Below are 25,111 nucleotides of genomic sequence, written 5' to 3'. Positions count from 1 at the left end.
TGGAGGAGCGGAGTTTCGTGGGTGCCGGAAAATTGCGGGATCCGGCGGTTGACCGGAGGCGTTGTTGGGGCGAATGTCTGGGCCAGTTTTGGCGGATAAGCAAGAGAACGATGAGGCCGTGGCGCGTCCCAAGCGGAGGCGGTGGCCGCGCATCCTGCTGGGCTTGGTCGTGTTCCTGGTGGTGGGGGTGTTCTGGCTCAATGGACCGGGCATCCGTTGGCTGGGTCCGAAGGTGGCCCGTCATTTCATGGAGAAGGCCGGGATGACCGGTGGATTCCGCCTGGAGGGCAGCATCACCGGCGGCCTTTCCATCGCGGATGTGGACATTTCCGGAACGGAGGGTGTGGTCAAAAAGATCACGCTCGCCCGTGCCACGCCGGACTATGAGTTCATGCGGCTGATCAAGGGGGAGGTGCGCGGGCTGACGGTCCGGGACCTCCATGCGGAGATCCGGACGGGGATCGAAAAAGTGAAGGAAGAGGAGGACAAGCCGCTCGACCTGCCGGGACTGGTGCGGACCATCCGTGAGGCGAGGGCGAAGGTCATCCCCCTGAACATCGACGTCCAGCGCATCAGTCTGGCCACGGAGCGGGACGGTAAGACGGAATTCACGCTGGAGCCGACGGACATCATCCACACGCCCGGCAGTGACACCATCACCCTCAGGATCGGGAAAATGACCGCTCCGCAGGATCTCACGCTACCACCCCAAGAGTCCGCCCTGGTATGGGCGCCGGAGCAGCTTTCGCTGGAGAAACTGGACCCGTATCCGGGCATCGGCATCAGGGACCTGGCGGTGGATCTGCCGGAGGAGGGGGACCCCGCCGCGCGGGCCCGCCTGCTGGTGGATGAGGCGGTGTTTGATCTGGAGACCGGCCCGGGATTTTCCGCCGCCACGCTCGCCCTGACCTCCGGTGCCCTGCAGGTGGAAAAGACCGCCGCGTCCTTTGGGGTGGAGATCCCGGCGAAGGCGCGGCTCACTTCCTTTGCCCTGAATGTGGAGGGTATCCTGCCGGATCCACTGGCGGCGACCGGCCACGCGCAGGTCGGCTTCGAGGATGTGGCGTATGAAGACTGGAGCGCCACGGAGGTCGCCATAGGCGCGACGCTGGAGGCTGAAAAAGCCGGTTTGGCCGTGACCGTCCAGGCGCTGGGCACCCCGGTGGAGGTGAAAGCGGACGCCCCGCTTTCCCGGATGAACGGGAAATTCCTCCTCGGCGAAACCACCGGCACGCTGGGCGTCGCCAACGTCCCCGCCCTGCTCGGGGAACTTTCCGAACGCTACCCGCAGATCAAGGTGGACCAGCCGGTCCCGGCTTCCTCGCTGGAGGGGAACTTCAAGGTCGCGTTCGATGCCCTGAACAAGCCGATGGCGGCGGAGGCCACCCTGCTCCTGAAACCCGCGGATGAGACGGAAGCCAGCCCCGTCAGGATCACCGGGAACTGGGCGCCGGATGCGCCGGTGTCCGGCACGGTGGATCTCGACGGACTGAAGGCGGCGGGACGGTATGAAATCACCTCGAAAAAATACGATGCCACGCTCGATCTGGAGAACTTCACCAACGCCCGCATCGACCGTTGGCTGGCCATCGGCGGCGTGAAGCTGGGCGGCCGGGCCGTGGGGAGTGCCACATGGGTCGGTGGCGGGGATCTGGTGGCGGGCACCCACCGCGGGGAGGTCATCATCGGTGGTGCGGAGTGGCTCCAGCCGGAGCAGCCTCCGGTGAATGCCAAAGGTTCCGTTTCCTACGAATGGCCCGGAAAGGTGGACCTGTCCGCGCTGGAGGTGAAGACCCAGGAGCAGACCATCGTGCTGAACGCGGGGCTGGGCGACGGCCTGCTGGAGCTGAAGTCGTTCAAATGGACGGACGGTGTCACGGACATGGCGGAAGGTTCGGCCAAGCTCCCGGTGCCGGAGGATTTCTCGAAATGGAAGGACACCCTTGCGAATGACAAGCGCCCCATCGATGTGTCCATCGAGTCGAAGGTGCTGGCCCTCGCGGCGCTCAAGCCGTGGCTGCCACAGGCGGCGCAGCTCGATGAAAAATCGACCGGCCAGGTGAAGGTGAAGATCGCCGGCAGCTACGGCTCCCCGCAGGTGGACCTCGCCCTGGATCTCCTCAACCTGCGCACGCCGGAAAACCCGAAGGTCCCGCCCGCGGATGTGAAGCTCACCATCAAGGGCAACGAAGGGCGGATGGTGCTGGATGGAACGGTGACCACGCCGGACTACAACCCCGTCGTGATCAAGGCGGCCATGCCTTTCAAACCCGCCGAGTGGGCGGAGAACCCGGAATCGATCAAGGACGAACCGGTGGAGGCGAGGCTGGATCTGCCGCGGCTGGATCTTTCCCGTTTCGCCTCGCTGGTGCCCGCGCTGAAGCAGCTCACCGGAGTGCTCACCGGGAATGTCGTGGTGGCCGGACAGGTGGGCAAGCCGGAGATCAAAGGCAGCCTGAACCTCGCCAACGGCAGCGTGATCCTGGCGGAAGGCGACTTTCCTCCCATCACCGGGGTCGCTGCGGATGTGGACATGACGCTGCAACAGGTGTCCGTGAAGACATTGCGGGCGACCGTCGCCGGGGGATCGGTCCAGGCAGGCGGCACGCTTGCCCTGCAGGAGGGCAAGCCGGGCGACATCGACTTCCGGCTGAATGCCAGCCACCTGCCGCTGGTGCGGAATGACATGATGATCGTGCGCGCCAGCGCGGATCTCCGGCTCCAGGGACCGTTCGAAAAAGCCGCGCTCTCCGGCAACGTCGGTATCGTGGACAGCCTGTTCTACCGGGACATCGAACTGCTGCCCATCGGCACCACCTCGCGCGGTGGCATCGATGCCGCTTCGCTGCCGAAGATCGATGCCGCAAAGGCGAGTCCCGCTGCCGGGGTGCCCGCGCCGTTCGGTGGCTGGACCCTGAATGTCACGGTGAGGACGAATGATCCTTTCCTGATCCGCGGCAACCTTGGCACCGGGGAGGCGACGGCGGACATCAGGATCGGTGGCACGGTGGCGGCTCCCGCGCCGGATGGAATGGTGAGGATCAGTGACGGGGTGGCGGTGCTGCCTTTCAGCACGCTGAAGGTGCCACGAGGCATCGTGCGCTTCACGCCGGAAACCGGCCTTGATCCCATCCTGGAGATCCGCGGGTTCGCGGAACCGCGGCCCTACCGCGTGGACGTCTATGTGCATGGCCGGGCGTCCGACCCGCAGCTCGTCCTGACGTCCAATCCGCCGCTGCCGGAGCATGAGATCATGACCCTTCTGGCGACAGGCACCACCTCCGCCGGTCTGGAGAACACGCAGGCCGCCTCCTCCCGCGCGTTGCAGCTCCTGTTCGAGGAAATGCGCCGCGGCCGCCTGCCCTTCGCGCGCCAGCTCCGGCCGGTGATGAAGATCCTGGACCGCGTGGACTTCAACCTCGCGGAGTCGGACCCCTATGACGGTGATTCGTTCAGCACGGCGACCATCGCCCTGACGGACCGCTGGTTCATTTCAGCGGGCATGGGGGAGAGCGGTGACACCCGCTTCCTGGGAATCTGGAGACTTTCTTTCCGCTGATGAAGCCGCTTTCCGCCATATGCCTCTGTCTGGTCTGCCTCTCCGCCATCGCCGCGGCGAAGACGAAGGTGACCATCCGCGGCGCGGAGTCGAAGAGCGAAAGCGAGCTGCTGTTCCTCATCGGCGGCAGGCTGACGCATGTGGAGAATGACCCTGCATCCGCGTCCCGTGCGGATGACGCCGCATTCCTGCTCACCCAGGTGATGCGGAAGGACGGCTACGCCGACGTGCGGGTGACGCCCAGCGTGGTCGGCCCGGAGGAGATCCTCCTGACCATCGACGAAGGCGGCCGCCGTTCTCTGGGCAAAGTGGAGGTCCGCGGCGTCACCGGGGTGGAGGCGGGGCGTCTGGAGCGGGTCTATTCCAGCCCCGCGTCAAAGGACCGGCCCATCGGTTCCGGTTCCGCGCCGTTCCGGGAAGGGGATGTGGAGATCGGCCTGGCGATGATGAAGCAGGACCTCAACGCGCTCGGCTACTGGAGTGCGGAAGCGAAGGTCACCAGCCGGGAAACGGATGACAAAGGCAATGTGAACCTCGTCATCGACGTGGAGCAGGGGCCGTTGTTCAAGATCGGCACGCCGAAGATCACCAGCACGAATGGCGACGGCAGCGGCACCATCCGCGAGAAGTCAGGGCCCTACGTCGGCAAGGACGCCACCACCACCAACATCAGCGCCATGCGCAAGGAGGTGACGGAGGCCTTCACCGGCAGTGGTTACGCCATGGCGAAGCTGACCATGGGCCGCAGCCTCGTCGGTGCGAATTTCGTCCCGGAGTTCAACCTGGACCTGGGCAAGCGGGTGCGCCTGCGGGAGATCGAGGTCACCGGCCTGGAGAAGACCAACCCGAACCGGATCAAGCGCCGCCTGGAGAAGCTGGAAGGGGAGTGGTATGACGAGGCGGCGATGAACAAGCGCGTGAGCGAGCTGCTCGGCACCGGCGCTTTCACCTCCATCACCCAGGACACGGACGAGGTCGGGGAGGATGAAATCGACTTCACCCTGAACATGCGCGAAGGCCGGGCGAAGGAGGTCACGCTGGGCGCGGGCTTCGGTTCGTATGAAGGGGCGATCTTCCGCGCCGGTTACGCCGACCGGAACCTCTGGGGACAGATGCTCAGCTTCAGCAGCGGCTTTGAGTTCAGCTCGCGCGGTGTCCTCGGTGAAACGAAGATCGTGAACCCTTGGTTGTTCGGCTCCGACTACTCCATGGCGACGAGGATCTATGCCCTCATCTACGGGCATGAGGGGTATTCCTCCTTTGAGACCGGCCTGGACACGAAGTTCAGCCGCAAGTTCGGCGACCACTACCTCACGGAATTGCTGTTCGGCTACTCCATCATCAACATCACCGCGGAAGGTCTGGACAAGTCGGAGCTGGGGGAGACGGTCTACACGCACCCCCGCATCGCGCTGACACAGACCATCGACTTCCGGGACAACCCCGTGCTGCCGAAGAACGGCTGGCACATCAAGATGCCGCTGCAGGTCGGCGCGGTGATCGGGGACATGAGCACCACCTATGTGAAGGGCGGGATCTCAGGGGGCTGGTATCATCCTCTCGGAAAAATCTATCAGCTCGGCCTGGGAGGGAGCATGAACTTCATCATCCCGTCGGGGGACAGCACGGAACTCCCCATCGACCTCCGCCTGTTCAACGGCGGCGCGCGCAGCGTGCGGAGCTTCCCCGAACGCGAACTCGGACCTCTGTCGGCGGATGGCGACTACCCGCTCGGCGGTGAGGCGTCATGGGTGGTGAATGCGGAGGTTTCCCGGCCCGTGGCGGGTCCGCTGAGTGCGGTCGCCTTCATGGATGCCGGTGCCCTCGGCCGGGAGTTCTCGGAGCTGGCCTCCGCGGAGATCGAAGTCGCGCTCGGCCTGGGCGTGCGGCTCGACCTGCCCATCGGTCCGGTGAGGCTCGAGTACGGCTACAACATGACACGGGACAAGGACGAACCCATCGGTGCGTTCCACTTCGCCATCGGCGTGGCGTTCTGAGCGGCCTCCACAGGCAGCCGGGAAAACCTGAGTAGGATGGATCCGGGATGGTCCGGGCTAGAGGTCCCACTCGATGAACACCTGCCAGCCATTTTTCCGCAGCGCGGGGACGAGGGCTTCCGGCTCAAGGAACATGGTCAACCCGGGTTCTCCGAGAGGGGTGATGATCATCCGCTCCATCTCCGGATCCATGGCGCGGATCGCCTGGATGCAGAGCCCGTATCCATAGGCCGCCAGTTGCACGTCCGCGGGGCCGAACGCCTTCGTCGAGGACGGGATGACATGGATGGTCGCGGTGTATTCCGCTTCCGTCTTCACGTTGCGCGCGAGCGCCACCCGGTAGACGAACGCGAATTTCCCCATGGCGGGTGACGGCTGTTCCATGGTCACTTCACCGGTTCGATGCCCTTCAACGTCGAGAAGCTGATGCGCCTCATCGTGTCGAGGAACTCCGTCATATACACGGAGGATGCCCTTTCGGTTGTGGTCGCGGCATACAGGTTGGCCTGTAGTCCGTTCTTCCGGATGGGGCGGGAAATCACGTAGTTCTTTTCCAGATACGGCTGGACCGCCCAGCCGGGCATGGCGGCGATCGCGCGGTGGCTGGCGACCAACTGGAGGATCGCCACGGTCAGCTCCGTCTTGCGGCGTTCGGGCTCGATGCCGGCGGGTCCGAGAACCTCACGGATCACGTCGATGCGGTCATCCGGAATCGGATAGGTGACCAGCGTTTCCTTCGCGAAATCCCTCGCGGTGAGGTAATCCTTCTTGGTGAAGGGGTGGTTCCGCGCGAGCAGTGCCAGCACCTCGTAGCGGAACAGCGGGTGATACGTGACACCCGGCCGGGGTTTCGCCGTGGAGACGATGACGAGATCCGCGACGTCATCCGCGAGCAGCCCGATGGGATCCGGCTGGAAGCCGGAAACGAGGTCCATCTCCACCTCCGGCCAGCCTTCGCGGAAGGCATCCATGCTCGGCATCAGCCAGTCGAAGCACGAGTGGCACTCCACCGCGATGCGGAGCTGGCCCGCCTTGCCATCGGCGATCCGTGCGACATCGCGCTCACATTGCATGACCAGTTTCTCCACATCGTAGGCGGTTCCCAGCAGCCGTTCTCCCGCCGGGCTCAGACGGAGCGGGTTGCTCTTGCGCTGGAACAACTCCACCGCCAGGTGATCCTCCAGGGCCTTCACCTGGTGTGACAGGGCGGGCTGGGAAAGGTTCAGGCGCTTTCCGGCCTTGGAGAGATTGCCGGTTTCGGCAATGGCGACAAAGGCGCGGAGCAGGCGGAGTTCGATCATGGGGTGAACCTGATCATTCGGGATTCGAATGACGATCATAAAAACAATGAACTAGGTGTATGAGGAGGGCGGCTGCTACGCTGGCGGACAGCATGAGCAAGATCCGAACGCACATCCTTGGCTACCCCCGCATCGGGGAACAACGTGAACTGAAGAAAGCAACCGAGCTGTTCTGGAAAGGTGAGATCCCGCGCCCGGCGCTGGAGTCCGTCGGCAGGGAACTGCGGAAGCACGCGTGGAGGAAACAACAGGAAGCCGGCATCGACCTGGTGCCGTGCAACGACTTCTCCTTCTACGACCAGATGCTGGATGCGGCCTGCCTCTTCGGCAACGTGCCGCCGCGTTTCTCCTGGGATGGGAAAAGCGCCGGTCTCGACCTCCGTTTCCAGATCGCCCGTGGTGCCCGTGAAACCAGGGAGCAGGATTCCTGCTGCGGCGGCACCTGCGGCACCGGTGGCTTCGCCGGTGAGATGACCAAATGGTTCGACACGAACTACCACTACATCGTTCCGGAATTCAAAGCGGACACCGAGTTCAAGCTTTCCGATACGAAGATCTTCAACGAATTCCACGAGGCGAAAGCCATGGGGCTCAACGCCAAGCCGGTGCTTGTTGGTCCGGTGACCTACCTCACCCTCGGCAAGGTGCAGGATTCCGGGAACCCGGACTTTGATCGCTTCGAACTGCTCGACCGCCTGCTGCCGGTCTATGAGGACATCCTTTCCCGTCTCGCGGCGGAGGGGGCGGAGTGGATCCAGCTCGATGAGCCGGTGTTCTCGCTGGACCTCGACGACACGCAACGGGAAGCCTTCGCCGCCAGCTACTCCCGCCTCGCCAGGGCGGCGGGTTCCGCGAAGCTGCTGGTCGCCACCTATTTCGGGGAGCTGCGGGACAACCTTCCGCTGTTCCTCGGCCTGCCGGTCGCCGCGCTCCACTATGACGCCGTGCGTGGCGAGGCGGAGGTGGACGCCCTGCTCGCCGCTTTCCCGGCCGACAAGATCCTTTCGCTCGGCGTGGTCGATGGCCGCAACATCTGGAAGAACAACTTTGACGCCTCCCTCGGCATCCTTGAAAAGGCCAAGGCGAAGGTCGGTGCGGAGCGCCTCTGGGTTTCCGCGTCCTCCTCCCTGCTCCACACGCCGGTCACGCTGGCGAGCGAGAAGAAACTCGATGACGAAATCAAGGACTGGCTCGCCTTCGCCGACCAGAAGCTGGTGGAGATCAGCGCCCTCGCCGGCCTTGCTTCCGGAGATGGCGACCAGGCCGCGCTGGAAGCGAACCGCGCCAGCCAGAAGCGCCGCCGCGAGAGCACCCGCATCCACAACCCTGCGGTGAAAGCCCGTGTCGCCGCGGTGACCGCCGCAGACAGCAGGCGCATCTCCGCGTTCCCGGAGCGCCAGAAGCAGCAGCGTGAAAAGCTCCGCCTGCCCCTGTTCCCGACGACCTCCATCGGTTCGTTCCCGCAGACCGCGGAGGTCCGCGCCGCCCGCGCCAAGTGGAAGAAGGGCGTGCTTTCCGACACCGACTACAACGCGTTCCTCAAGGAGGAGACCCGCAGGTGCATCGAGTGGCAGGACGAGATCGGCATCGACATGCCGGTCCACGGCGAGTTCGAGCGCAATGACATGGTGGAATACTTCGGCGAGCAGCTCGACGGCTACGTGTTCAGCCAGTTCGGCTGGGTGCAGTCCTACGGCTCCCGCTGCGTGAAACCGCCGATCCTGTTCGGGGACATCACCCGTCCGAACCCGATGACGGTGGAATGGAGCACCTTCGCCCAGTCGGTGACGAAGAATCCGATGAAGGGCATGCTCACCGGTCCGGTCACCATCCTCAACTGGTCCTTCGTCCGCGACGACCAACCGCGCTCCGTCTCCTGCAAGCAGCTCGCCCTGGCGATCCGCGACGAAGTGGTGGACCTGGAGAAGGCCGGCATCCGCGTGATCCAAATCGACGAAGCGGCGCTCCGCGAGGGCCTGCCGCTGCGCAAGTCGGACTGGCAGGAATACCTCGACTGGTCGGTTGAATCGTTCCGCATCACCGCCAGCGGCGTGCGGGATGAAACGCAGATCCACACCCACATGTGCTACTCCGAGTTCAACGACATCATCGGCGCCATCGCTGACATGGATGCGGACGTGATCACCATCGAAACGTCCCGCTCGAACATGGAGCTGCTCGACGCGTTCGTGGACTTCAAGTATCCGAACGAGATCGGACCGGGCGTTTATGACATCCACTCGCCGCGCGTTCCGACGGTCCGGCAGATCGAGGATCTGCTCGCCAAGGCGGGCAACGTCATTCCGGAAGGCAACCTGTGGGTCAATCCGGATTGCGGTCTGAAGACCCGCGGTTGGGCCGAGGTGAAGCCCGCGCTCATCAACATGGTCGGGGCCGCGCACAAGCTCCGCGCGGCCGCCACCGCCTCCGTCTGATCCAACGTCCGGGACACAAGCCATGCACATCCGTGATATCCTCGCCGGGGATGAACCGAAGTTTTCCTTTGAGTTCTTTCCTCCGAAATCGGCCGAAGCCGCGGACAACCTGTTCCGCAGCATCTCCGAGCTGCAGCCTTGTGATCCCGCATTTGTCAGCGTCACTTATGGAGCCGGCGGCACGACCCGTGAAGCCACCCACGGTCTGGTCGTCCGGCTCCAGAAGGACACCGCGCTCAACACCATCCCGCACCTGACCTGCGTCGGGCATTCCGAAAACGACATCGCCGGGATCCTCGAACGCTACGCCCGGGCGGGTGTCTCCAACATCCTCGCCCTGCGTGGTGATCCGCCGAAAGGTTCCACCGGCACGCCCGCCGGGGATTTCCCCTATGCCGCCGATCTGGTGGCCTTCATCCGGAAGTTCTCCGAAAAGCACGGCCACGACTTCGGCATCGGCGTCGCCGGGTTTCCGGAAGGCCATCCCGCCACGCCGAACCGGATGCTGGAGATGGACCATCTGAAGGCGAAGATGGATGCGGGCGCGGACTACATCTGCACCCAGCTTTTCTTCGACAACCATGACTTCTACGATTTCCGCGACCGGTGCGAACTGGCGAGGATCAAGGCACCGATCCTCGCGGGGATCATGCCCATCACCAGCGCCTCCGGCCTGAACAGGATGGCGGAACTGGCGGCGGGTGCCCGCTTCCCGGCGAAGCTCCTCAGGTCGCTCTCCCGCGCCAAAGGCGATGAGGCGACCGTCCGCCGCATCGGCATCCACTACGCCACCGCCCAATGCTCCGACCTGCTGGATCACGGTGTGAAGGGCATCCACTTCTACACGCTGAACCAATCCACCGCCACCATCGGTATCTTCAGATCGCTGGGCCTCCGCCAGCCCGCCCTCACCTGATCCAGGCTAGAAATACGCCTGCAGCAGCAACTGCGGAACGATGTCATCCTGATCCTTGATGCCGTATTCGTTCCACCAGACATCGACTTCCGTCCCGAAGTAGAGCGTCTTCTTCCTGCCGAAAAGCTTGTCCCCGATGTCCACCACGAGCTGCGGCGAGGTGTGGAACTGGGCCTCCAGAGCACCTTCGCTGCCCGCCACATCGGCGAAGCCTTTGAAGACGAAATCGAAGTCCGCGATGGTGAACGGAACCTCCCATGCCGCGGTGATCTGCCAGGTGCTGCCGCTCACATCGAGGTCATCCCTCCAGTAGGCGTTGATCGTCGCGACGTTGAAGCCGGGCAGGTCGAGGTCCACCGCGACACCGTGCAACTGCCGGAGCTGGGTGGTGTCGATGTTGGTGCCGAACTCGTTGTTGATGTTGTCGAGTGACTTCGACCGTCCGAACTCGTAGGTGCCGGAGTAGAGGTAGAAGTCCTTGATGATGCCGAATTTCACCGGCCTGCCGGTGATCTTGCCCAGGCTCAGGCGCGGGCTGGCCTCACCGTAGATGTCGAAGCCGGAGTCCGGCGGGCCTCCGCGGTTCTCGGTCGTGAGGTTGATGAAATCCACGAACAGGAAGAAGTCGCCGAAGCGGTTCGCGTTGAAATGCTCCAGCGTGATGATGTCGCGGTCGGACGCGGGGGCGAACGGCGTGTCCCAGTTGAAGCCATACAGATAGGACAGGCTGGTGGAAGTGAACTGGAAGAACGAGCCGGACGGTGCGGAGGCGGTGTCCGCCGCCATGGGTTCCCCGGCACGGAGCGCGGAGGGTGCCAGAAGCAGGAAGGAGGCGAAGGCGGCGTCGCGGAGTTTCATCGGGAGGACATGGCGCATGCCACGGTGACGGAACTCTCTGCCGCATTGCCCCCGGGAGGCAATCCCGAACCATCCGTTCAGCGTTCGCCCGGACGGAGGAGCCTTCCGCCCACCCGCATCTGGTACTCCGCCTGGGCGAGTTCCTGTGTTTCCGGTGAGGAGAGCTGCATACCCTTCCCATAAAACGCACCGGCGAGCGCGGAGTTGATCATCAGGTCATAGGTCTGCTGGTTGAAGTGTTCCACCGGTGCGCCGGACTCCGCCACCAGCCTGTTCAGCCGCTCATAGAGTTTCAGGTGGATGTCATCGACCGCCGCCCTTGCCTGCGGTGTGGATCCCATCAATGCGGAGGGATCGATGTCCTGATTCACGAGGCCCTTTGCGAAGATGCGCACTGCGGATGCTTCGTCAGGTTCCAGCAAGGTGCGGAGTTCATCTTCCCGCCATTCGTAGGTCCTGGAAATCAGGGTGGTCAGTGCCAGGACATCCTGGAACAGCTTCGCCCGCTCCTGCCTCGCGGCGGGTTCAGCGGCATTGATCCAGGCGGTGATCTCCTTGATGGTCGGCTGCAGTTTTCCGGTCTCGGCGGAGTAGCGGCCATGCAGTTCCAGCAGACGCCTGATCCTGGGGTCCGTTTCCGAATCGCGGGCGAGCGCTTCCTGGTGGAGTTTCTTGTACTCCGCTGCGGTCAGCGGATGGTCGGGGTCGATGGCTTTTCCTGGAACCGGCCTGCCGGATGGGAAATCGGAATGCACTCCACGCGTGTGTCTCTGCGGCTTGGAGGATGAACCGGATCTATCCTCTCCGCCGGGAATGCCCACCCAAACCAGCCCCCCGCAAACCAGCAGGGCGGCGGTGACACCGATGCCGAGCCATGATCGCAGTGATGGGCCTTTCATGGATCGGCGGCGGCGTTTTTCCTCATCTGTTCCTGCGTCCGCTTCTCCAGTTCCTTGCTGTGGATGGCGATGTCCTTCGCCGCCTGGGCCGCAAGGTTCTGCGTGGCGGGTGATGCCAGTGCCTTCGCCCGGGCACCGAGCTTGCGGTGGAGATCCTCACTCACCAGCAGGGCTCCGGTGCTGCGGTTGAAGAGATCGGCAGGCAGCCCGGGTCTGGCGGAGATCCCGTCGATCTTATTGAATAGCTGTTCTCTCAGGGAGGAAAGCGCCGCCGCGTCCGCTCCTCCGCCCATCACCGCCGCCGGAGGGAGGCCGTGGTCCACCAGGGAAATTGCCAGACCCTTTCTGACTTCGGGTGTGGGATCTCCGAGAGCGGCGCGCATCCGTTCATCCTCCATCTGCCTCACGGTGGCGAGCATGCCGGTGACCGGTCTCATCTCATTGAGGACCGAACCCTGTCCCGACGCAACGGACTGCCATAACCGGATGCGGGCGCGGATTTCGGTGAGTTTCTCCACATCCCTGCCGGCTTCCGCACGCAGATCCACCACAGCGCGCAGTTCCGGGTTGGTCGCGGCGTCGCGTTCGAGGGCAGCTTCATAGGCGGCATAGGCTTGTTTCCGGAACGCGGCGTCTTCCGCGATGCCCTGTTCTCTTTGCTCCGGGGTGAGCGGCTTCAGCTCCGGGCGCTTCGGTGCCCCGCGCTCGCGGGATTTCCATTTGCCCGGATCATCCGTCCCATCCCGGGACAAGCCGGTTCCGCCCTGCGATGCCGCGGGCTTTCCCTCCCGGGTGGATGCCGCGGCACCCGTGCAATGCCGGCCCAGCAACCAGATGGGGATGGTGAGGACGGCCAGGATCAGGCCTCCGAACCATCCTGCATTGCGGGCACTGCCGACCATGGCGGGAACGTCGGTCTTTTTCTCCATCCGGAACATTCTGGAAAATGCCGGGTGGGTAGGGCAATATTATTGATGATGCGTGGTGACACATCAAGGCATCCGCCCACACGCGGCAGCGTCATGGAGTGCGGCAGTCTCCTGCCGCTATCAGTTGCAGGTGGGACCTTACCCCAACTGAAAACGCCATCCGCAAGTTGTGACGTGGTGATATCTGCCACATCGTCAGGCAGGTGATCTCTTCCCCCAAAGCGGCGGAGGGCCGCCGCACTCCATAAGCTGGCGCAATCTGCGGGCATCCCCCAATCACGCGGCAGCGTCATGGAGTGCGGCAGTCTCCTGCCGCTATCAGTTGCAGGTGGGACCTTACCCCAACTGAAAACGCCATCCGCAAGTTGTGACGTGGTGATATCTGCCACATCGTCAGGCAGGTGATCTCTTCCCCCAAAGCGGCGGAGGGCCGCCGCACTCCATGACGCTGCCGCGCTTATGGTATTCCCCACGCGCGGCCCGCCCTCACCTCAATGTATCGGGCAGCTCGATCACCTGTCCCCGCAGCGGGATGAAGATGCGGTCCCCAAGCTCCGGATGAACGATCGATCCTCCGGTGAAGCTGCCGAAGCTTGGCAGGACCAGCGTCCGCCCGCGGAACAGGAAACAGGGGAGACGCAGGGAGGTGCGCCTGCCATCCGGGATGCGGGCGACCGGGTGCCAGTGTCCGGCGATGTTCAGGTGGTCTGGTGATGCGTCCTCCGGATCATGGATGATGCGGAAGTTTCCTTCATCGAGGTGGCTGGTGTACGTGAGACCGGCGGGGAGGTGTTTCAGCTTGGCATCATGGTTGCCACGGACAAGTGCCAGCGGGATGCCGAGCGTGCGCAGAAAGTCATCCAGCCGTTCGGCGAGATCGGCGGTAACCCCGGCAGGAGCATGGAAAAGATCTCCGGCGATGATGAGCCGCCGCGCATGGGTTTCATGGACCAGGTTGCGGATGCGCATGAGATCCTGCTCGGTGTCTCCCTCCGGCACGGGGAGGCCGCGCGCGCGGAAGGTGGCGGACTTTCCCAGGTGGATGTCCGCGATGACCAGTGATGAGGTTCTCGGCAGAAAGGCGACGCCTTCCGGCAGGAGCTGGATTTCAGGGGTGAGATACATGGGGAGGGGACGTTGAACATCGAACATCGAACGTCCAACATCGAACATCGAAGTGAAGAAAGCCTCATACGGCGCACAGGGGTTGATACAAAATCTTCCTACTTCGATGTTCGATGTTGGACGTTCAATGTTCGATGTTCCTTTTCGGCCGCTTTGTTCAGCTCAACCAGCATCGCCTCCAGCCGGGTCACCGCGTCCGGCCCGGTGTGGATGGACTGGAGACGGTCCGCCCACAGGGGGAAGGCCATCGGGGTGAGGTGTTCGGTTTCCTGGAAGTGCACCGGGCGGGTCTGGAGCTGCTGGATGACGTGATGGAGGCGGGTGAACTCGAGCTGCTTTTCGAGGATCTCGCGACGGCTTTGTTCGAGCAACAGGTTCTCCGGATCGTAGCGGTCGAGCACCTCGTAGAGGAGGGTGGAGCTGGACTGGATCTCCCGCTGGGAGCGCTGCGGCCTGCCGGGTGGCGTCTGGAGGATGAGGCCGGAGACGCGCGCGATCTCCCTGAACTGTCTCCGCGCCAGCTCCGCGGTGTTCATGCAGGAGATGAGGTCCTCCAGCAGGTTGTCCGCGGTGAGGTAGCCGTGGATTGATTTCTCATCGAGAAACAACCCCCGCCGTGCGTTGAGGGAAAAGCCGTAGTCATTCTGCGTGGACTGGATGGACTCCCCGCTGTCCCGGGAGATGCGGTAAGCCATGAGCGCTCCCAGCCCCTCATGGACCAGCCGCCCGGCGAAGGGGAACAGGAAAAGATGCTCCCCCTCCCGGGAGCGCGTGTGCTCCACCAGCAGCGTCTCATCATCCGGCAGGCGGGACCACCGTTGCTGGAGATCGAGGATCGGCTGCACCGCCGCCATTTCCGGAACGGGTTCGCCGCCGCCCTTCAGCCGTAGGGCGATGGCGTGGGACAGCTCCGTGGACAGCGGCATCTTCGCCCCGCCCCAGATGGCGATCTGGCCTTTCGCTTTCCCTGTCGCCGGCTTCACCGTGGCGGTCCGCTGGACCAGCCGCACCAGCTCCAGCCGCCTGCCAGCAAAGATGAGCTGCGAGCCGGGCCTGATCTTCGAGATGAAGGACTCCTCGACGGTGCCAAGCGTGGTGCCGTTGGCGAACTTGATCGTCACACCCGTCTCGCTGGAGATGGTGCCGATGGAAAGGCGGTGCTGCTGGATCAATCGCTTGTCCGTGACGGTGTAGCGGCCCTCCTCATCCAGCACGGCTTTCTGATAGCGGGGATAGACCGCGAGCGCCTTGCCGCCGTTCGAGATGAAGCCGAGGCACCATTCCCATTCCCCTTCGGTGAGGTTGCGGTAGGCGTGGGACGACTGGATTTCCTCCCGCATCCGGTCCGGATGGAACGGCTCGCCGATGGCACAGGTGACCAGGTGCTGGACGAGCAGGTCGAGCGGCTTTTCCAGCGGGCGGCGGGACTCCAGATTGCGGGCCAGCGCGGCGTCGCGCGCGGCGGCGAACTCCACCAACTCCAGCGCGTTCGCCGGCACGCCGATGATCTCGGAGGTCTTTCCCGGCTGGTGGCCGGAACGTCCCGCGCGCTGCAGCAGGCGGGCGATCCCTTTCGGCGAACCGACCTGGATCACCTGATCGACCGGGGAAAAATCCACGCCCAGGTCCAGCGATGAGGTGCAGACCACGCACTTCAGCGAGCCGTCCCGCAGGCCGTTCTCCGCGAAATCGCGTTCCTCGCGATCGAGCGAACCATGGTGCATGGCGATCTTTCCCTGCCAGTCCGGGCGCAGCGCCAGCAGTTCCTGGAACCAGATCTCCGTCTGCGAGCGCGTGTTGGTGAAAAGCAGGGTGGTGGTCGCTTTTTCGACCGTCTTCACCACCTGCGAGCCGAGCCGTGTTCCGATGTGCCCGGACCACGGGAAGCGGTCGATTTCCTTCGGGATCAGGGTGCGGATGAGGATCTTCTTCGTCAGGTCCGCGGAGACGGTGACGGCATCCGATGTTCCGGGGGGAATGAGCACATCCCGCGCCTCCTCCAGATTGCCGAGCGTCGCGGACAACCCCCACGTGCGGAGCTCGGGGAACCATGCCCGCAGGCGGGCCAGGCAGAGTTCCGCCTGAACGCCGCGCTTCGTCCCCAGCAACTCGTGCCATTCATCGACGATCACGCATTTCAAGTGGGAGAGTTTTTCCCGCATGTCCGCGTGGGTCAGCATGAGGGAGAGGGACTCCGGGGTGGTGACCAGGGTGTAAGGGAGCTTGTTGCGCAGCCGCGCGCGGACGGCGGAGGAAGTGTCCCCGGTGCGGGCCTCCACCCGCAGATGGGGCGCGAGGATTTCCAGCGGCTCGCGCAGCGCGCGCAGGGTGTCCGCGGCCAGCGCGCGCAGCGGGGTGAGCCACAGCACCTGGCAGGTGTCCTCCGGCTTTCCCGCACGCAGGCTTTCCTCCAGCGGGCCGAGAAAGACCGCCAGCGTCTTGCCGAGGCCGGTGGGCGCATGGAGCAGACCGGACTTTCCCTCCAGGTAGGCGGCCCAAGTTTCCTTCTGGAAAGGAAAGGGCTTCCAGCCTTTCTCTTTGAAAAACGGCTGGAGCGGACCGGCGGGCATCCCCCTGAGTTTCATGCCGCATGGACGGATTTCAAGGTGGGATGGCGGTGTATTTTTTTCGTGCAGGAGGCACCTCCGGGCCACAGGGTTTCCGCATGACGAAAGGCAAGTGGCTGGTGGGATTCGGGGTATTCCTGTTTGTGTGCGGGGCGGCGGCGTATCTCGCCAATCCGACCCAAGCGCCGACGCCGCTGCTGGCGGGAGCCGTTGGTGGCGGACTGATCGCGATGCTGGGCGTCATGGCTTCCAGGGGAAGGCCGGTCTGGGCCATCACCGCCGCCACGATGCTGGTCATCGTTTTCATGATGCTGGCGCTGGCGATGACCATGCAGCACGGCCTGCTCTATTACCGCGGGGAGTCCACGGACCTCATCTCACCCGTGCTGGACGCGCTGGTGGCGGTCGCCGCCGGGATCACCCTGCGGATGGTGAAAAAGAATGCGTAGTTTCCGATGACTGGCGCGGAGCCTTCCCGGCGTATCCGTGGCAGAGATTGACCCGTCCGGAAACCCGGACTACCAACCCCGAAAGATTCAAAAAGACAATGGACCTCACGACCACAGCATACGGCACCTGGAGCGGCGGACGCTTCATGCACTACGGTGAGACGCTTTCCGAGGAACGCTACGTCCAGGCGATGCGCACCGCCTATGAAGCGGGCATCCGCACCTTCGTCACTTCAGACGTCTATGGCAACGGCCGCGCGGACTCCCTGCTGGGTGAGGCGCTCTCCGGCTACCCGCGCGACAGCTACTGCCTCGTCGGCATGATCGGCCATGATTTCTATGAGGGCCAGCGCAACGGCTCCGCCGGCTATCCACGGTTCACCAATCCGGAACTCCGCGGCGAGGACGGCTATGCGGACTACCTGAAGATGGCGACGGAGAAATCCCTCGAACGCTGCCGCGTGGAGAAGTTCGACCTCCTCATGCTGCACAACCCGGACGAGATCGGCTACACCAGCGAAGTCCTCTGGGATGCCCTGCGCGCGCTGAAAACCTCCGGCCTCACCGACCGCCTGGGCGTCGCCCCGGGACCGGCGAATGGTTTCACGCTCGACCTCATCCGTTGCTTCGAGACCTTCGGCGCGGACATCGACTGGGTCATGCTCATCCTCAATCCGCTCGAGCCATGGCCGACCTCGCTGGCGCTGCCCGCCTGTGAGAAATACGGCGTGAAGGTGCTGACCCGCGTCGCGGACTACGGCGGTGTCTTCCACGGCGACCTCAAGCCCGGCCACGAGTTCAAGCCCGGCGACCACCGCGCCTACCGCCCGAAAGGCTGGGTCGAGCACGGCCTGGAAAAGGCCCAGCGCATGTCCCCGGTGGCGGACAAGTACAAGCTCACCCCCATCCAGTTCGCCACCGTCTGGAACCTCAGCCTGCCGATGGTCGAGAGCGTCGTCCCCACCTTCTTCCAAGAACCGGTGGAAGGCGCGAAGGACATCGACGACCAGATCCGCGAATTCGGAGCCACCCCGGACGTCCGCTTCACTCCGGAAGAGGTGGAGCAGATCCGCCAGATCGGTGACAACACCGGCTGCATGATGCTCAAGGGTGCCAGCAAGCGCCACGAAAAGAGCGAACGCGCCGACGAATGGCCGATGCGCGGTGACCTCGTCGAGGTCGCCCAGCGCTACGCCCTCGGCACGGAGTGGTGAGTAAGGAGGGAGGACATTGCGGCAGAGCCGCTATGTCCGCTTCGCTCCCATTCCTGTCCTCCGGCTGCAATGGCAAACCACTAAACACCTAGTCCAAGGGTGGAGGGGTAAGAACCTCCCGCCCTACGCTGTTGAAGGAGCATCCCGCTCCGGGGCTGATCCAGCATAGCTGCAATGAAACCCAACGGCATCACATGGGAAGCTGGGGGATCGACGGACGAGACGTCTCTTCGATCCCTCCCGGATGAACTGCGGAAGATCATTGAGCCGACCGGGGGATTCATCCTCCACCATGGTGCGATCCATTTCCGCGGATGCACCGCTGCGCCTGATTGGAACTCCCTGCGGTTGGCCTCTTGGGGTGGGCAGTCGTTGTCGCATTTGTACCCTGCGGTGGACGTCGATGACATCCCATTCGCCCAGGATCAATTCGGTGACCAATACCTTCTCAGGGGAAATGAAGTCATGCTTCTCGATGCGGAAACCGGTGTTGTCCGCAAATTCGCCAGGTGCCTGACGGAGTTCATGGATGGAATCGAAGCGGACATCGAGGGATATCTCAACGTCGGGCTGGAACATCACTTGCAGCCGGGGCAGGGATTTCTCGCCTATCCGCCATTCTGCGTGAAGGAGTCTGAGGGAGGCGCCTCATCGTTCAAGGCGGTCCCGATGGATGAACTCATCCGGTTTCATGCCGACCTCGCCCGCCAGATCGCGGATCTGCCTGATGGAGGGACATTGGAGTTTGAGATGACCGATTGAAATGGGTCGGGGCGGGACGCTCCGGCAACGGCTTGGGGCAGGATGCCCAAGCCACGCTTCATTCCGGCCAGACGGGCTGCTCAGCTCCGGAAGCGCTTGGTTCCGAAGCGGGGATCCCGATGGTCATGTCTCACCACCCATACCCTGATCATGTCCATCTGGATATCATACAGGAAATGATAAGGAAACCGCGTGAGATTGCAGCGGCGCAACCCGCAGGCATCGAAGTGGAAGAACCTGGGATTCAGGAGCGCCTTGCGGACGCCTGCCTGGAACTCCGCCAGAAAGTCTTCAGCCAGCAACTCTGAGATTTCGTCATACTTTCCGATGATCTCGTTCAGGTCATGCTGGACCCTTCGGTGGAACCTAGCTTGCACGGTGTCTCAGGCCGGTGATGAGTTCATCAAAGGTGATCCATACGGTGGGATCTCCCTCCGCTTCACGCATCCTGCGGGCAACCTCTTCGTCATTCACATCATGGACGGGGCTTTCCAGGCCGTGGAGCAGCCGGGAGGCAAGGGAAGCCCGTTCTTCTTCCGAAAGCTTGGACGCTTCGATGGCGATCTCTTCGAGCTTCATGATTGGGCCTAGCTTAACCGCCAACCATCCCGCCGTCAGCAGGATTTTCGGCGGAGTTCACTCCGTCGTGTCCGGATACGACCCCAGCAGCTTCACCAGCGAGCAATGCTTGCCCAGTTCCTCCAGCGCCTCCGCGACCTTGGCGTCCTGGTGGTGTCCGGAAAGATCGACGTAGAAGATGTATTCCCAGTCCTTCTGCTTGGATGGGCGGGACTCGATCTTCGACATGTTGATCTCGAAGTGTTCGAACGCCTGAAGAGCCTTCACCAGCGAGCCGGGCTGGTGGCGCACGGCGAAGAGGATGGAGGTGCGGTCGTTGCCGGTGGGCGGGCAGGGCTTTTCTCCGATGACCAGGAAGCGCGTCGTGTTCGTGGCGCGGTCCTGGATGGCGCTCTCCAGCAGGGTGAGGCCGTACATTTCCGCGGCCAGCGGGCCACCGAGCGCGGCCGCGCCCTGGGCGGCATTGTCCCGGGCGAGCTGCGCCGCCTTGGTGGTGGAGGAAACCTCGACCAGATCCGCGTCCGGGAAATTCTTCAGGATCCATGAGCGGCACTGGCCGAACACCTGCGGGTGGGAGTAGAGGGTCTTGATTTCCTCCCGCGGGATGGAGGCCATCAACCCGTTCTCGATGCGCAGGAGGATCTGCGCGCAGATGAAGAGAGGGGAGTCCACGAACAGATCGAGCGTGGTGGACACCGCGCCCTCGGTGGAGTTCTCGATCGGGACCACGCCGTAGTTCGCCAGACGGCGGGCCACTTGGTCGAACACGTCGGAGAAATTCGGCTGCGGCGCGTAGCCGACGGAGTGGCCGAATTTCTTGATCGCCGCCTGGTGGGTCCAGGTGCCTTCCGGGCCGAGGTAGGCGATTTTCAGGTCATCCTCCAGCGCCAGGGCGGCGGACATGATCTCCCGGTAGATGGCGCGGATGGACTTCTCCGGCAGCCGGCCCTTGTTCATCTCCACCAGCTTGCGGAGCAGGGATTCCTCGCGCTCCGGGGCGTAGATCTGCAGGCCGTCGCGTTTTTTCACCACGCCCACCTCGTGGACCAGGTCGGCGCGTTCGGAGAGGAGGTCGAGGAGCTGGCGATCGACTTTGTCGATCTGGATTCGGATGTCGTCGAGATTCACGGGTGTGGGAAAATGGGAAAAAGTCAGGATTCGTCGGCGGCGCTGCCTGCGGCGGCGGATGGTGCGGCACCGGTGGCGCTCAGGGCAAGCTGCTGTTCGGCATCCGCGTCGGGTTTCGGCGTGGCATCGCCCGGTTCCGGCAGTTTCACCTTCCGCAGTTCGGAGGCGTTCGGCAGGTCGTCGATGGTGCGGATGCCGAAGTGTTCGAAGAAAAGGTCCGTCGTCTCGTAGAGCAGGGGGCGGCCCGGCAGTTCCGCCCGCCCGCCGATGCGGATCAGGTCGCGGTCCAGCAGCTTCTGGATCATCCCGTCGCAGGCCACGCCGCGGACCGCCTCGATGGCCGCCTTGGTGATCGGCTGGCGGTAGGCGATGATGGCCAGCGTCTCCATGGCCGGGCCGCTGAGGCGTTCGGGCTTCCGGCCGGGGAAGAGCTGGCGGACGAAGTCGCCGTATTCCACCTTGGTGTAGAGTTTCCAGCCTTTCGGGCGCTCCAGCACGGTGAAGGCGCGACCGCCTTCCTCATACGCCGCATTGATGGTGCCGATGGCCGCCGCGATCTGCTCGGAAGAGGTCGCGGACAGGCCGGTGAGCCACTCCGGCAGGTCCGCCGGGGCCTTGCCTTCCTCCACTTCCCGGGCCCTCACATCCTCCGCTTCGGCCACGCGGGCGCGCACCAGACGGGCGATCTCGTCGGATGTGAGCGGGTTCTGGGAGGCGAGGAGGAGTGCTTCGACGATCGCGCTGAGCTGCATGGCAAGGCGGACAGGTTAGGGAACTGCCGGGGCATATCAAGCCCCGGGCGGAGGCGGTTTTCCCGGATTATTTTGGCATACCGTGGATTTTCGCCTTGCTGACACCTTGGATAGGGACTAATCCACCGCGCTCGCTTCTCCATACGTTTCCCAAAAAACGCCGGAGCGGAGGATTTCTGTTTCAAACCATACGACCCCACTGTCATGGCCGCGAAAAAAACTTCATCGAAAGCAGCAGGAAAAGCGGCCCCCAAGAAGGCCCCGGCGAAGGCCGTGAAGAAAGCTCCTGCTCCCGCGAAGAAAAAAGCACCGGCTGCAGTCAAGAAAGCGGTCCCGGCAAAGAAGCCGGCCGCCAAAAAGGTCGCCGTGGTGAAGAAGAAAGCCGCCCCGGCCAAACCTGCACCGAAGAAAGTGGCTCCCGCTAAGAAAACGACTCCCGCCAAGAAAGCCGCCAAGAAAGCGGCTCCCGCCCCGAAGAAAGCCGCTCCTGCCAAGGCACCTGCCGCGAAAACCATCTCCAAGGCAAAGCCTGCCGCTCCCGCGCCGAAGAAGGCCGAGCCGAAGGCAAAGGCCGCCGCTCCGGCCGCCAAGCCGGTGAAAAAGGAAGTCGCCAAAAAGGAAACCCCGGCTCCTAAGGCCGCCGAGGCTCCAAAGAAGCCCGCCGTGGTGGAGGCTCCTCCCGTGAAGGTGGAGGAGAAGAAAGTCGTGGTGGCAGCTCCGAAAAAGCCGGCTCCCGTCCAGAAGAGCAAATCCTCCGTCGTTGATTTCCCCGCTCCGCCAGCCCCGGTGAAGCCTCCTTTCGTGCCGCCGAAGGCCGCTCCGCAGAAGCCTGCCGAGCCCGTCGCCACCGGCACCAACGGATCCCACTCCCCGGCATTCGTCCAGAAACAGAGGCAGCGCCTCCTTGATCTCCGTGACGAGCTGGTGGACGCCATGTCCGGCATGACCCGCGATACCATCCGCAACGCACCGGAAGGCAGCGAAGCCTCCGGCAGCGGCATGCACCAGGGTGATGCCGGCAGCGATGCCTACGACCGTGATTTCGCCCTCTCCGTCCTCGCGAAGGAGCAGGATGCCCTCTACGAAATCGAGCAGGCCCTCCGCCGCATCCAGGCCGGAACCTACGGCATCTGCGAGATCTCCAACCGCAAGATCCCACAGACCCGCCTCGAGGTCATCCCGTTCGCCCGCCTCACCGTCGAGGAGCAGGCGCAGTGGGAGAAAGAATACGGCAACCGCCGCTTCCGCCCGTCCAATGAAGTCGGCTTCAGCGGAGGAAATACTTCGGATGATGAAGATTCCGATGGAATTTCCCTTGACGAAGACGAAGATTAACGCATTGTCCGCGTCCCCGAATTTTTCCCATGCCACGCGATATCATCATCCTTGAATGCACCGAAGCGAAAGCGGAAGGTGTCCCGACGTCCCGTTACGTCACCACGCGCAACAAGAAGAGTCTGCGCACTCCGGGCCGTCTGGAGAAAGTGAAGTTCAATCACTTCCTGAAGCGCCGCACCCTTCACCGCGAACTCCGCTAATCTCATGTCCGAGCCTAAGACCGTCCAACGCCGTATCAATTTCCGCAAGGCGAACCGCATGATGCCGCGTCGCCGGCATGACATCCCTGCGGCCCAAGTCGTTGCCACCAATCCGGATCTCCTCACCAAGTTCACGACCGAAACCGGCAAGATCCTGCCGCGCCGCGTGACCGGTGTTTCCGCGAAGCTTCACCGCAAGATCACCCGCGCGATCAAACAGTCCCGCGCGATCAACCTTCTTCCCTAAGCCGGAAGATCCCAAATCTCAAGGAGGAGCCTGTCCGAGCAACCGGGCGGGCTCTTTCCGTTTTCCGCGACCATGTCGGAACTGACTGACACCCAGAATGAAATCGATGACCGGTTGATCCCCATCGACCGTGTTGGAATCAAGGGCCTGCGCTTCCCGGTGGAGGTCCGGGAAAAGGATGGCGGCACCCAGCGGACCGTGGCCACCGCCGCGTTGACCGTGGACCTGCCCGCGCATCTGAAAGGCACCCACATGAGCCGCTTCGTCGAGGCGCTCCATGAACACGGCAGCATCCTGGATGTCGCCACCGTGGAAAAGCTGCCGCGCAACCTGCTGGACCGCCTGTTCGCCAAACGAGCGCACGTCGAGTTCCAGTTCCCGTTCTTCATCTCGAAGGCGGCCCCGGTCACCGGCAAGCCCGGCCTGGTGGACTACGAGGTGAAATTCACCGTCGGGGTGGACGTGGACAACGGCTGCGATTTCATCCTCACCGTCATCGTCCCGGTCGCCACGCTCTGCCCGTGCTCGAAGGCCATCAGCGAGCGCGGCGCGCACAACCAGCGCGGCACCATCACCTATTCCGTCCGGTCCTCCGCGCCGCTGGCCATCGAGGAACTCATCCGCATCGCCGAGGAATCCGCGAGCTGCGAACTCTACAGCATGCTGAAGAGGCCGGACGAAAAGGCCGTCACCGAACGTGCCTATGACAATCCCGTTTTCGTCGAGGATGTCGTGCGCAACGTCGCCAAATTTTCCAACGCCCGCCCGGAGATCACCTGGTACCGCATCGAGGTGGAGAACTTCGAGTCGATCCACAATCACAGCGCCTACGCCGTGATCGAGAAGCAGGTCCGCTGAGGGGAGACGTTACGGCCAACAATGGAGCGCGGACTTCAGTCCGCCCCGGAGAATCTGTCTTTGCGAAGCCAAGCGGACTGAAGTCCGCGCTCCGTTCATTTTCCCCAACCGGAAGTCTCACGACATCCGCTGCAGGCTTTACTCCGGGCGCACATCTGCGGCATTCTATCCGTTAGATGCAGGCCACCGTTCTGAAATCCACCGCATGTCTGCTGGCGGCATTGCTTTCGCTCTTCGCCGTCGCTCCGCTGTCGGCGCAGACGGCCTCCGGATCGGGTGATGCGGCGCTGCGTGCGAAGATCGCCGAGTTGGAAGGCGCGCTGCGGAAGCTCCAGGCGGAGAACGCCTTGCTCCGCAAGCAACTGGCGGAGCCGGAGACAGCGAAGCCTGCGGAGGCACCCGCGAAAATCCTCCCCGACGGCGCGCGCTGGATCAGCACCACCGGCAAGAGGCACAATTCATCATGCCGCTACTTCGGCCAGGGAAAGGGACGGGCCGGAAAGCAGGGGGAGGGAGTGCCTTGCAAGGTGTGCGGCGGCTGATCGTTCGTAGCGGGATGGCTGCGCCATCACGGCGGGGTGGGCACCATCCGAACAACCGGCTGCGGTCCACCATGGACTTCCCCTCCACCGGAAGTCTCACGACTTCCGCCACCCCTGAAGGCGGATTCCAGGAGTAGCGAGCCTCGTGAGAGGCTCGGCGGTGTGGATGGCTCCTGACGGATAGGTGGATCAGCACCACCGGCAAGATCCACAAAGGATTGGAACGGCTTTCACGGATTCGGATCCTCCGCTTCATTCTCAATCCGTGAAATCCGTATAATCCGTTGTTCCCTCTGCCATCACGAAAAGTCACACCATTTCTGAGACTTGGCGTGAGCCATATCTCCCCGATTGCTTCCGTTTATGTGGGTTTCCGTGGGTTTGTTTTTGGTTTGGTTCGGGCGGCGGATTTACCTGTCCACAGCATTGACGGCCCGTGGTCCAAGTGCAAAATTC

General features: G+C 63.4%; 23 protein-coding genes. 12 read left to right on the top strand and 11 right to left on the bottom strand.

Annotated elements, in window-relative coordinates:
* The first annotated feature begins 118 nt into the window (after positions 1–118).
* Positions 119–3,559 carry a translocation/assembly module TamB domain-containing protein gene (locus OVA24_RS15890; protein WP_267670934.1) on the top strand — a complete coding sequence of 1,147 codons (3,441 nt, stop codon included), beginning with the start codon at positions 119–121 and terminating at the stop codon, positions 3,557–3,559.
* The gene (locus OVA24_RS15885; protein ID WP_267670932.1) at positions 3,559–5,556 is read left to right on the top strand and encodes a BamA/OMP85 family outer membrane protein; all 1,998 of its coding nucleotides are present in this window, start codon (positions 3,559–3,561) and stop codon (positions 5,554–5,556) included. The genes OVA24_RS15890 and OVA24_RS15885 overlap by 1 nt, the downstream gene beginning before the upstream one ends.
* A 57-nt stretch (positions 5,557–5,613) precedes the next feature.
* On the opposite strand, the gene OVA24_RS15880 is transcribed toward OVA24_RS15885, so the two are convergent.
* Together OVA24_RS15880 and OVA24_RS15875 are read right to left on the bottom strand one after the other, a co-directional pair.
* On the bottom strand, positions 5,614–5,940 hold the full coding sequence (locus OVA24_RS15880) for a hypothetical protein (RefSeq protein ID WP_267670931.1): 327 nt from the start codon (positions 5,938–5,940) through the stop codon (positions 5,614–5,616).
* A gap of 2 nt (positions 5,941–5,942) precedes the next feature.
* Entirely contained in the window at positions 5,943–6,857 is a 915-nt protein-coding gene (locus OVA24_RS15875; RefSeq protein WP_267670930.1) for a LysR family transcriptional regulator, read from the bottom strand.
* Positions 6,858–6,949: 92 nt separating this feature from the next.
* Here OVA24_RS15875 and metE point away from each other — a divergent pair, with 92 nt between their 5' ends.
* Together metE and metF are read left to right on the top strand one after the other, a co-directional pair.
* Entirely contained in the window at positions 6,950–9,292 is a 2,343-nt protein-coding gene (gene metE, locus OVA24_RS15870) for a 5-methyltetrahydropteroyltriglutamate--homocysteine S-methyltransferase (RefSeq protein WP_267670928.1), read from the top strand.
* Between the two features lie 22 nt (positions 9,293–9,314).
* The gene (metF, locus tag OVA24_RS15865; RefSeq protein ID WP_267670926.1) at positions 9,315–10,208 is read left to right on the top strand and encodes a methylenetetrahydrofolate reductase [NAD(P)H]; all 894 of its coding nucleotides are present in this window, start codon (positions 9,315–9,317) and stop codon (positions 10,206–10,208) included.
* Between the two features lie 6 nt (positions 10,209–10,214).
* On the opposite strand, the gene OVA24_RS15860 is transcribed toward metF, so the two are convergent.
* The 5 genes from OVA24_RS15860 to OVA24_RS15840 form a co-directional block, all read right to left on the bottom strand.
* Positions 10,215–11,066, bottom strand: coding sequence for an outer membrane protein OmpK (locus OVA24_RS15860; protein ID WP_267670925.1), 852 nt, complete (start codon positions 11,064–11,066; stop codon positions 10,215–10,217).
* Positions 11,067–11,143: 77 nt separating this feature from the next.
* Positions 11,144–11,965, bottom strand: a complete 822-nt coding sequence (locus OVA24_RS15855) for a hypothetical protein (protein ID WP_267670924.1) — start codon at positions 11,963–11,965, stop codon at positions 11,144–11,146.
* Positions 11,962–12,894 carry a hypothetical protein gene (locus OVA24_RS15850; protein ID WP_267670923.1) on the bottom strand — a complete coding sequence of 311 codons (933 nt, stop codon included), beginning with the start codon at positions 12,892–12,894 and terminating at the stop codon, positions 11,962–11,964. The genes OVA24_RS15855 and OVA24_RS15850 overlap by 4 nt, the downstream gene beginning before the upstream one ends.
* A 486-nt stretch (positions 12,895–13,380) precedes the next feature.
* Positions 13,381–14,019: a ligase-associated DNA damage response endonuclease PdeM gene (gene pdeM / locus OVA24_RS15845; RefSeq protein WP_267670921.1), complete on the bottom strand. Its 639-nt coding sequence runs from the start codon at positions 14,017–14,019 to the stop codon at positions 13,381–13,383.
* A gap of 98 nt (positions 14,020–14,117) precedes the next feature.
* Positions 14,118–16,604, bottom strand: a complete 2,487-nt coding sequence (locus tag OVA24_RS15840; RefSeq protein WP_267670919.1) for a ligase-associated DNA damage response DEXH box helicase — start codon at positions 16,602–16,604, stop codon at positions 14,118–14,120.
* A gap of 80 nt (positions 16,605–16,684) precedes the next feature.
* Here OVA24_RS15840 and OVA24_RS15835 point away from each other — a divergent pair, with 80 nt between their 5' ends.
* The 3 genes from OVA24_RS15835 (at position 16,685) to OVA24_RS15825 (ending at position 19,011) form a co-directional block, all read left to right on the top strand.
* Positions 16,685–17,035 (top strand): hypothetical protein, encoded by a 351-nt coding sequence (locus OVA24_RS15835; RefSeq protein ID WP_267670918.1) that lies wholly within the window; start codon positions 16,685–16,687, stop codon positions 17,033–17,035.
* A 98-nt stretch (positions 17,036–17,133) separates the two neighbouring features.
* The gene (locus tag OVA24_RS15830; RefSeq protein ID WP_267670916.1) at positions 17,134–18,249 is read left to right on the top strand and encodes an aldo/keto reductase; all 1,116 of its coding nucleotides are present in this window, start codon (positions 17,134–17,136) and stop codon (positions 18,247–18,249) included.
* A 174-nt stretch (positions 18,250–18,423) separates the two neighbouring features.
* Positions 18,424–19,011: a hypothetical protein gene (locus OVA24_RS15825; RefSeq protein ID WP_267670915.1), complete on the top strand. Its 588-nt coding sequence runs from the start codon at positions 18,424–18,426 to the stop codon at positions 19,009–19,011.
* 80 nt (positions 19,012–19,091) lie between these two features.
* Here OVA24_RS15825 and OVA24_RS15820 read toward each other — a convergent pair whose 3' ends face one another.
* Genes OVA24_RS15820 through scpB form a run of 4 tightly spaced genes read right to left on the bottom strand, consistent with a single transcriptional unit; the run spans position 19,092 to position 21,470 of the window.
* A complete protein-coding gene (locus OVA24_RS15820) occupies positions 19,092–19,388 on the bottom strand; it encodes a hypothetical protein (RefSeq protein ID WP_267670914.1) in 297 nt (98 codons plus the stop codon).
* The gene (locus OVA24_RS15815; protein ID WP_267670913.1) at positions 19,378–19,590 is read right to left on the bottom strand and encodes an addiction module protein; all 213 of its coding nucleotides are present in this window, start codon (positions 19,588–19,590) and stop codon (positions 19,378–19,380) included. The genes OVA24_RS15820 and OVA24_RS15815 overlap by 11 nt, the downstream gene beginning before the upstream one ends.
* Positions 19,591–19,647: 57 nt before the next feature.
* Complete coding sequence (gene pheA, locus OVA24_RS15810; RefSeq protein WP_267670912.1) at positions 19,648–20,718, bottom strand: prephenate dehydratase; 1,071 nt, start codon at positions 20,716–20,718, stop codon at positions 19,648–19,650.
* A 23-nt stretch (positions 20,719–20,741) separates the two neighbouring features.
* A complete protein-coding gene (scpB, locus tag OVA24_RS15805) occupies positions 20,742–21,470 on the bottom strand; it encodes an SMC-Scp complex subunit ScpB (protein ID WP_267670911.1) in 729 nt (242 codons plus the stop codon).
* 204 nt (positions 21,471–21,674) lie between these two features.
* Here scpB and OVA24_RS15800 point away from each other — a divergent pair, with 204 nt between their 5' ends.
* The 5 genes from OVA24_RS15800 to OVA24_RS15780 all read left to right on the top strand — a co-directional run bounded on the left by OVA24_RS15800 (position 21,675) and on the right by OVA24_RS15780 (position 24,655).
* Positions 21,675–22,805, top strand: coding sequence for a TraR/DksA family transcriptional regulator (locus OVA24_RS15800; RefSeq protein ID WP_267670910.1), 1,131 nt, complete (start codon positions 21,675–21,677; stop codon positions 22,803–22,805).
* Positions 22,806–22,834: 29 nt separating this feature from the next.
* Positions 22,835–23,008 (top strand): 50S ribosomal protein L33, encoded by a 174-nt coding sequence (rpmG, locus tag OVA24_RS15795; protein WP_267670909.1) that lies wholly within the window; start codon positions 22,835–22,837, stop codon positions 23,006–23,008.
* 4 nt (positions 23,009–23,012) lie between these two features.
* Entirely contained in the window at positions 23,013–23,255 is a 243-nt protein-coding gene (gene rpsR / locus OVA24_RS15790; RefSeq protein WP_324287866.1) for a 30S ribosomal protein S18, read from the top strand.
* 72 nt (positions 23,256–23,327) lie between these two features.
* The gene (gene folE2 / locus OVA24_RS15785; protein ID WP_267670907.1) at positions 23,328–24,113 is read left to right on the top strand and encodes a GTP cyclohydrolase FolE2; all 786 of its coding nucleotides are present in this window, start codon (positions 23,328–23,330) and stop codon (positions 24,111–24,113) included.
* Between the two features lie 176 nt (positions 24,114–24,289).
* Entirely contained in the window at positions 24,290–24,655 is a 366-nt protein-coding gene (locus OVA24_RS15780; RefSeq protein ID WP_267670905.1) for a coiled-coil domain-containing protein, read from the top strand.
* Positions 24,656–25,111 lie beyond the last annotated feature (456 nt).

This window comes from Luteolibacter sp. SL250 (assembly GCF_026625605.1).
GTDB lineage: Bacteria > Verrucomicrobiota > Verrucomicrobiia > Verrucomicrobiales > Akkermansiaceae > Luteolibacter.
This window is presented reverse-complemented; position numbering and strand designations above follow the sequence as displayed.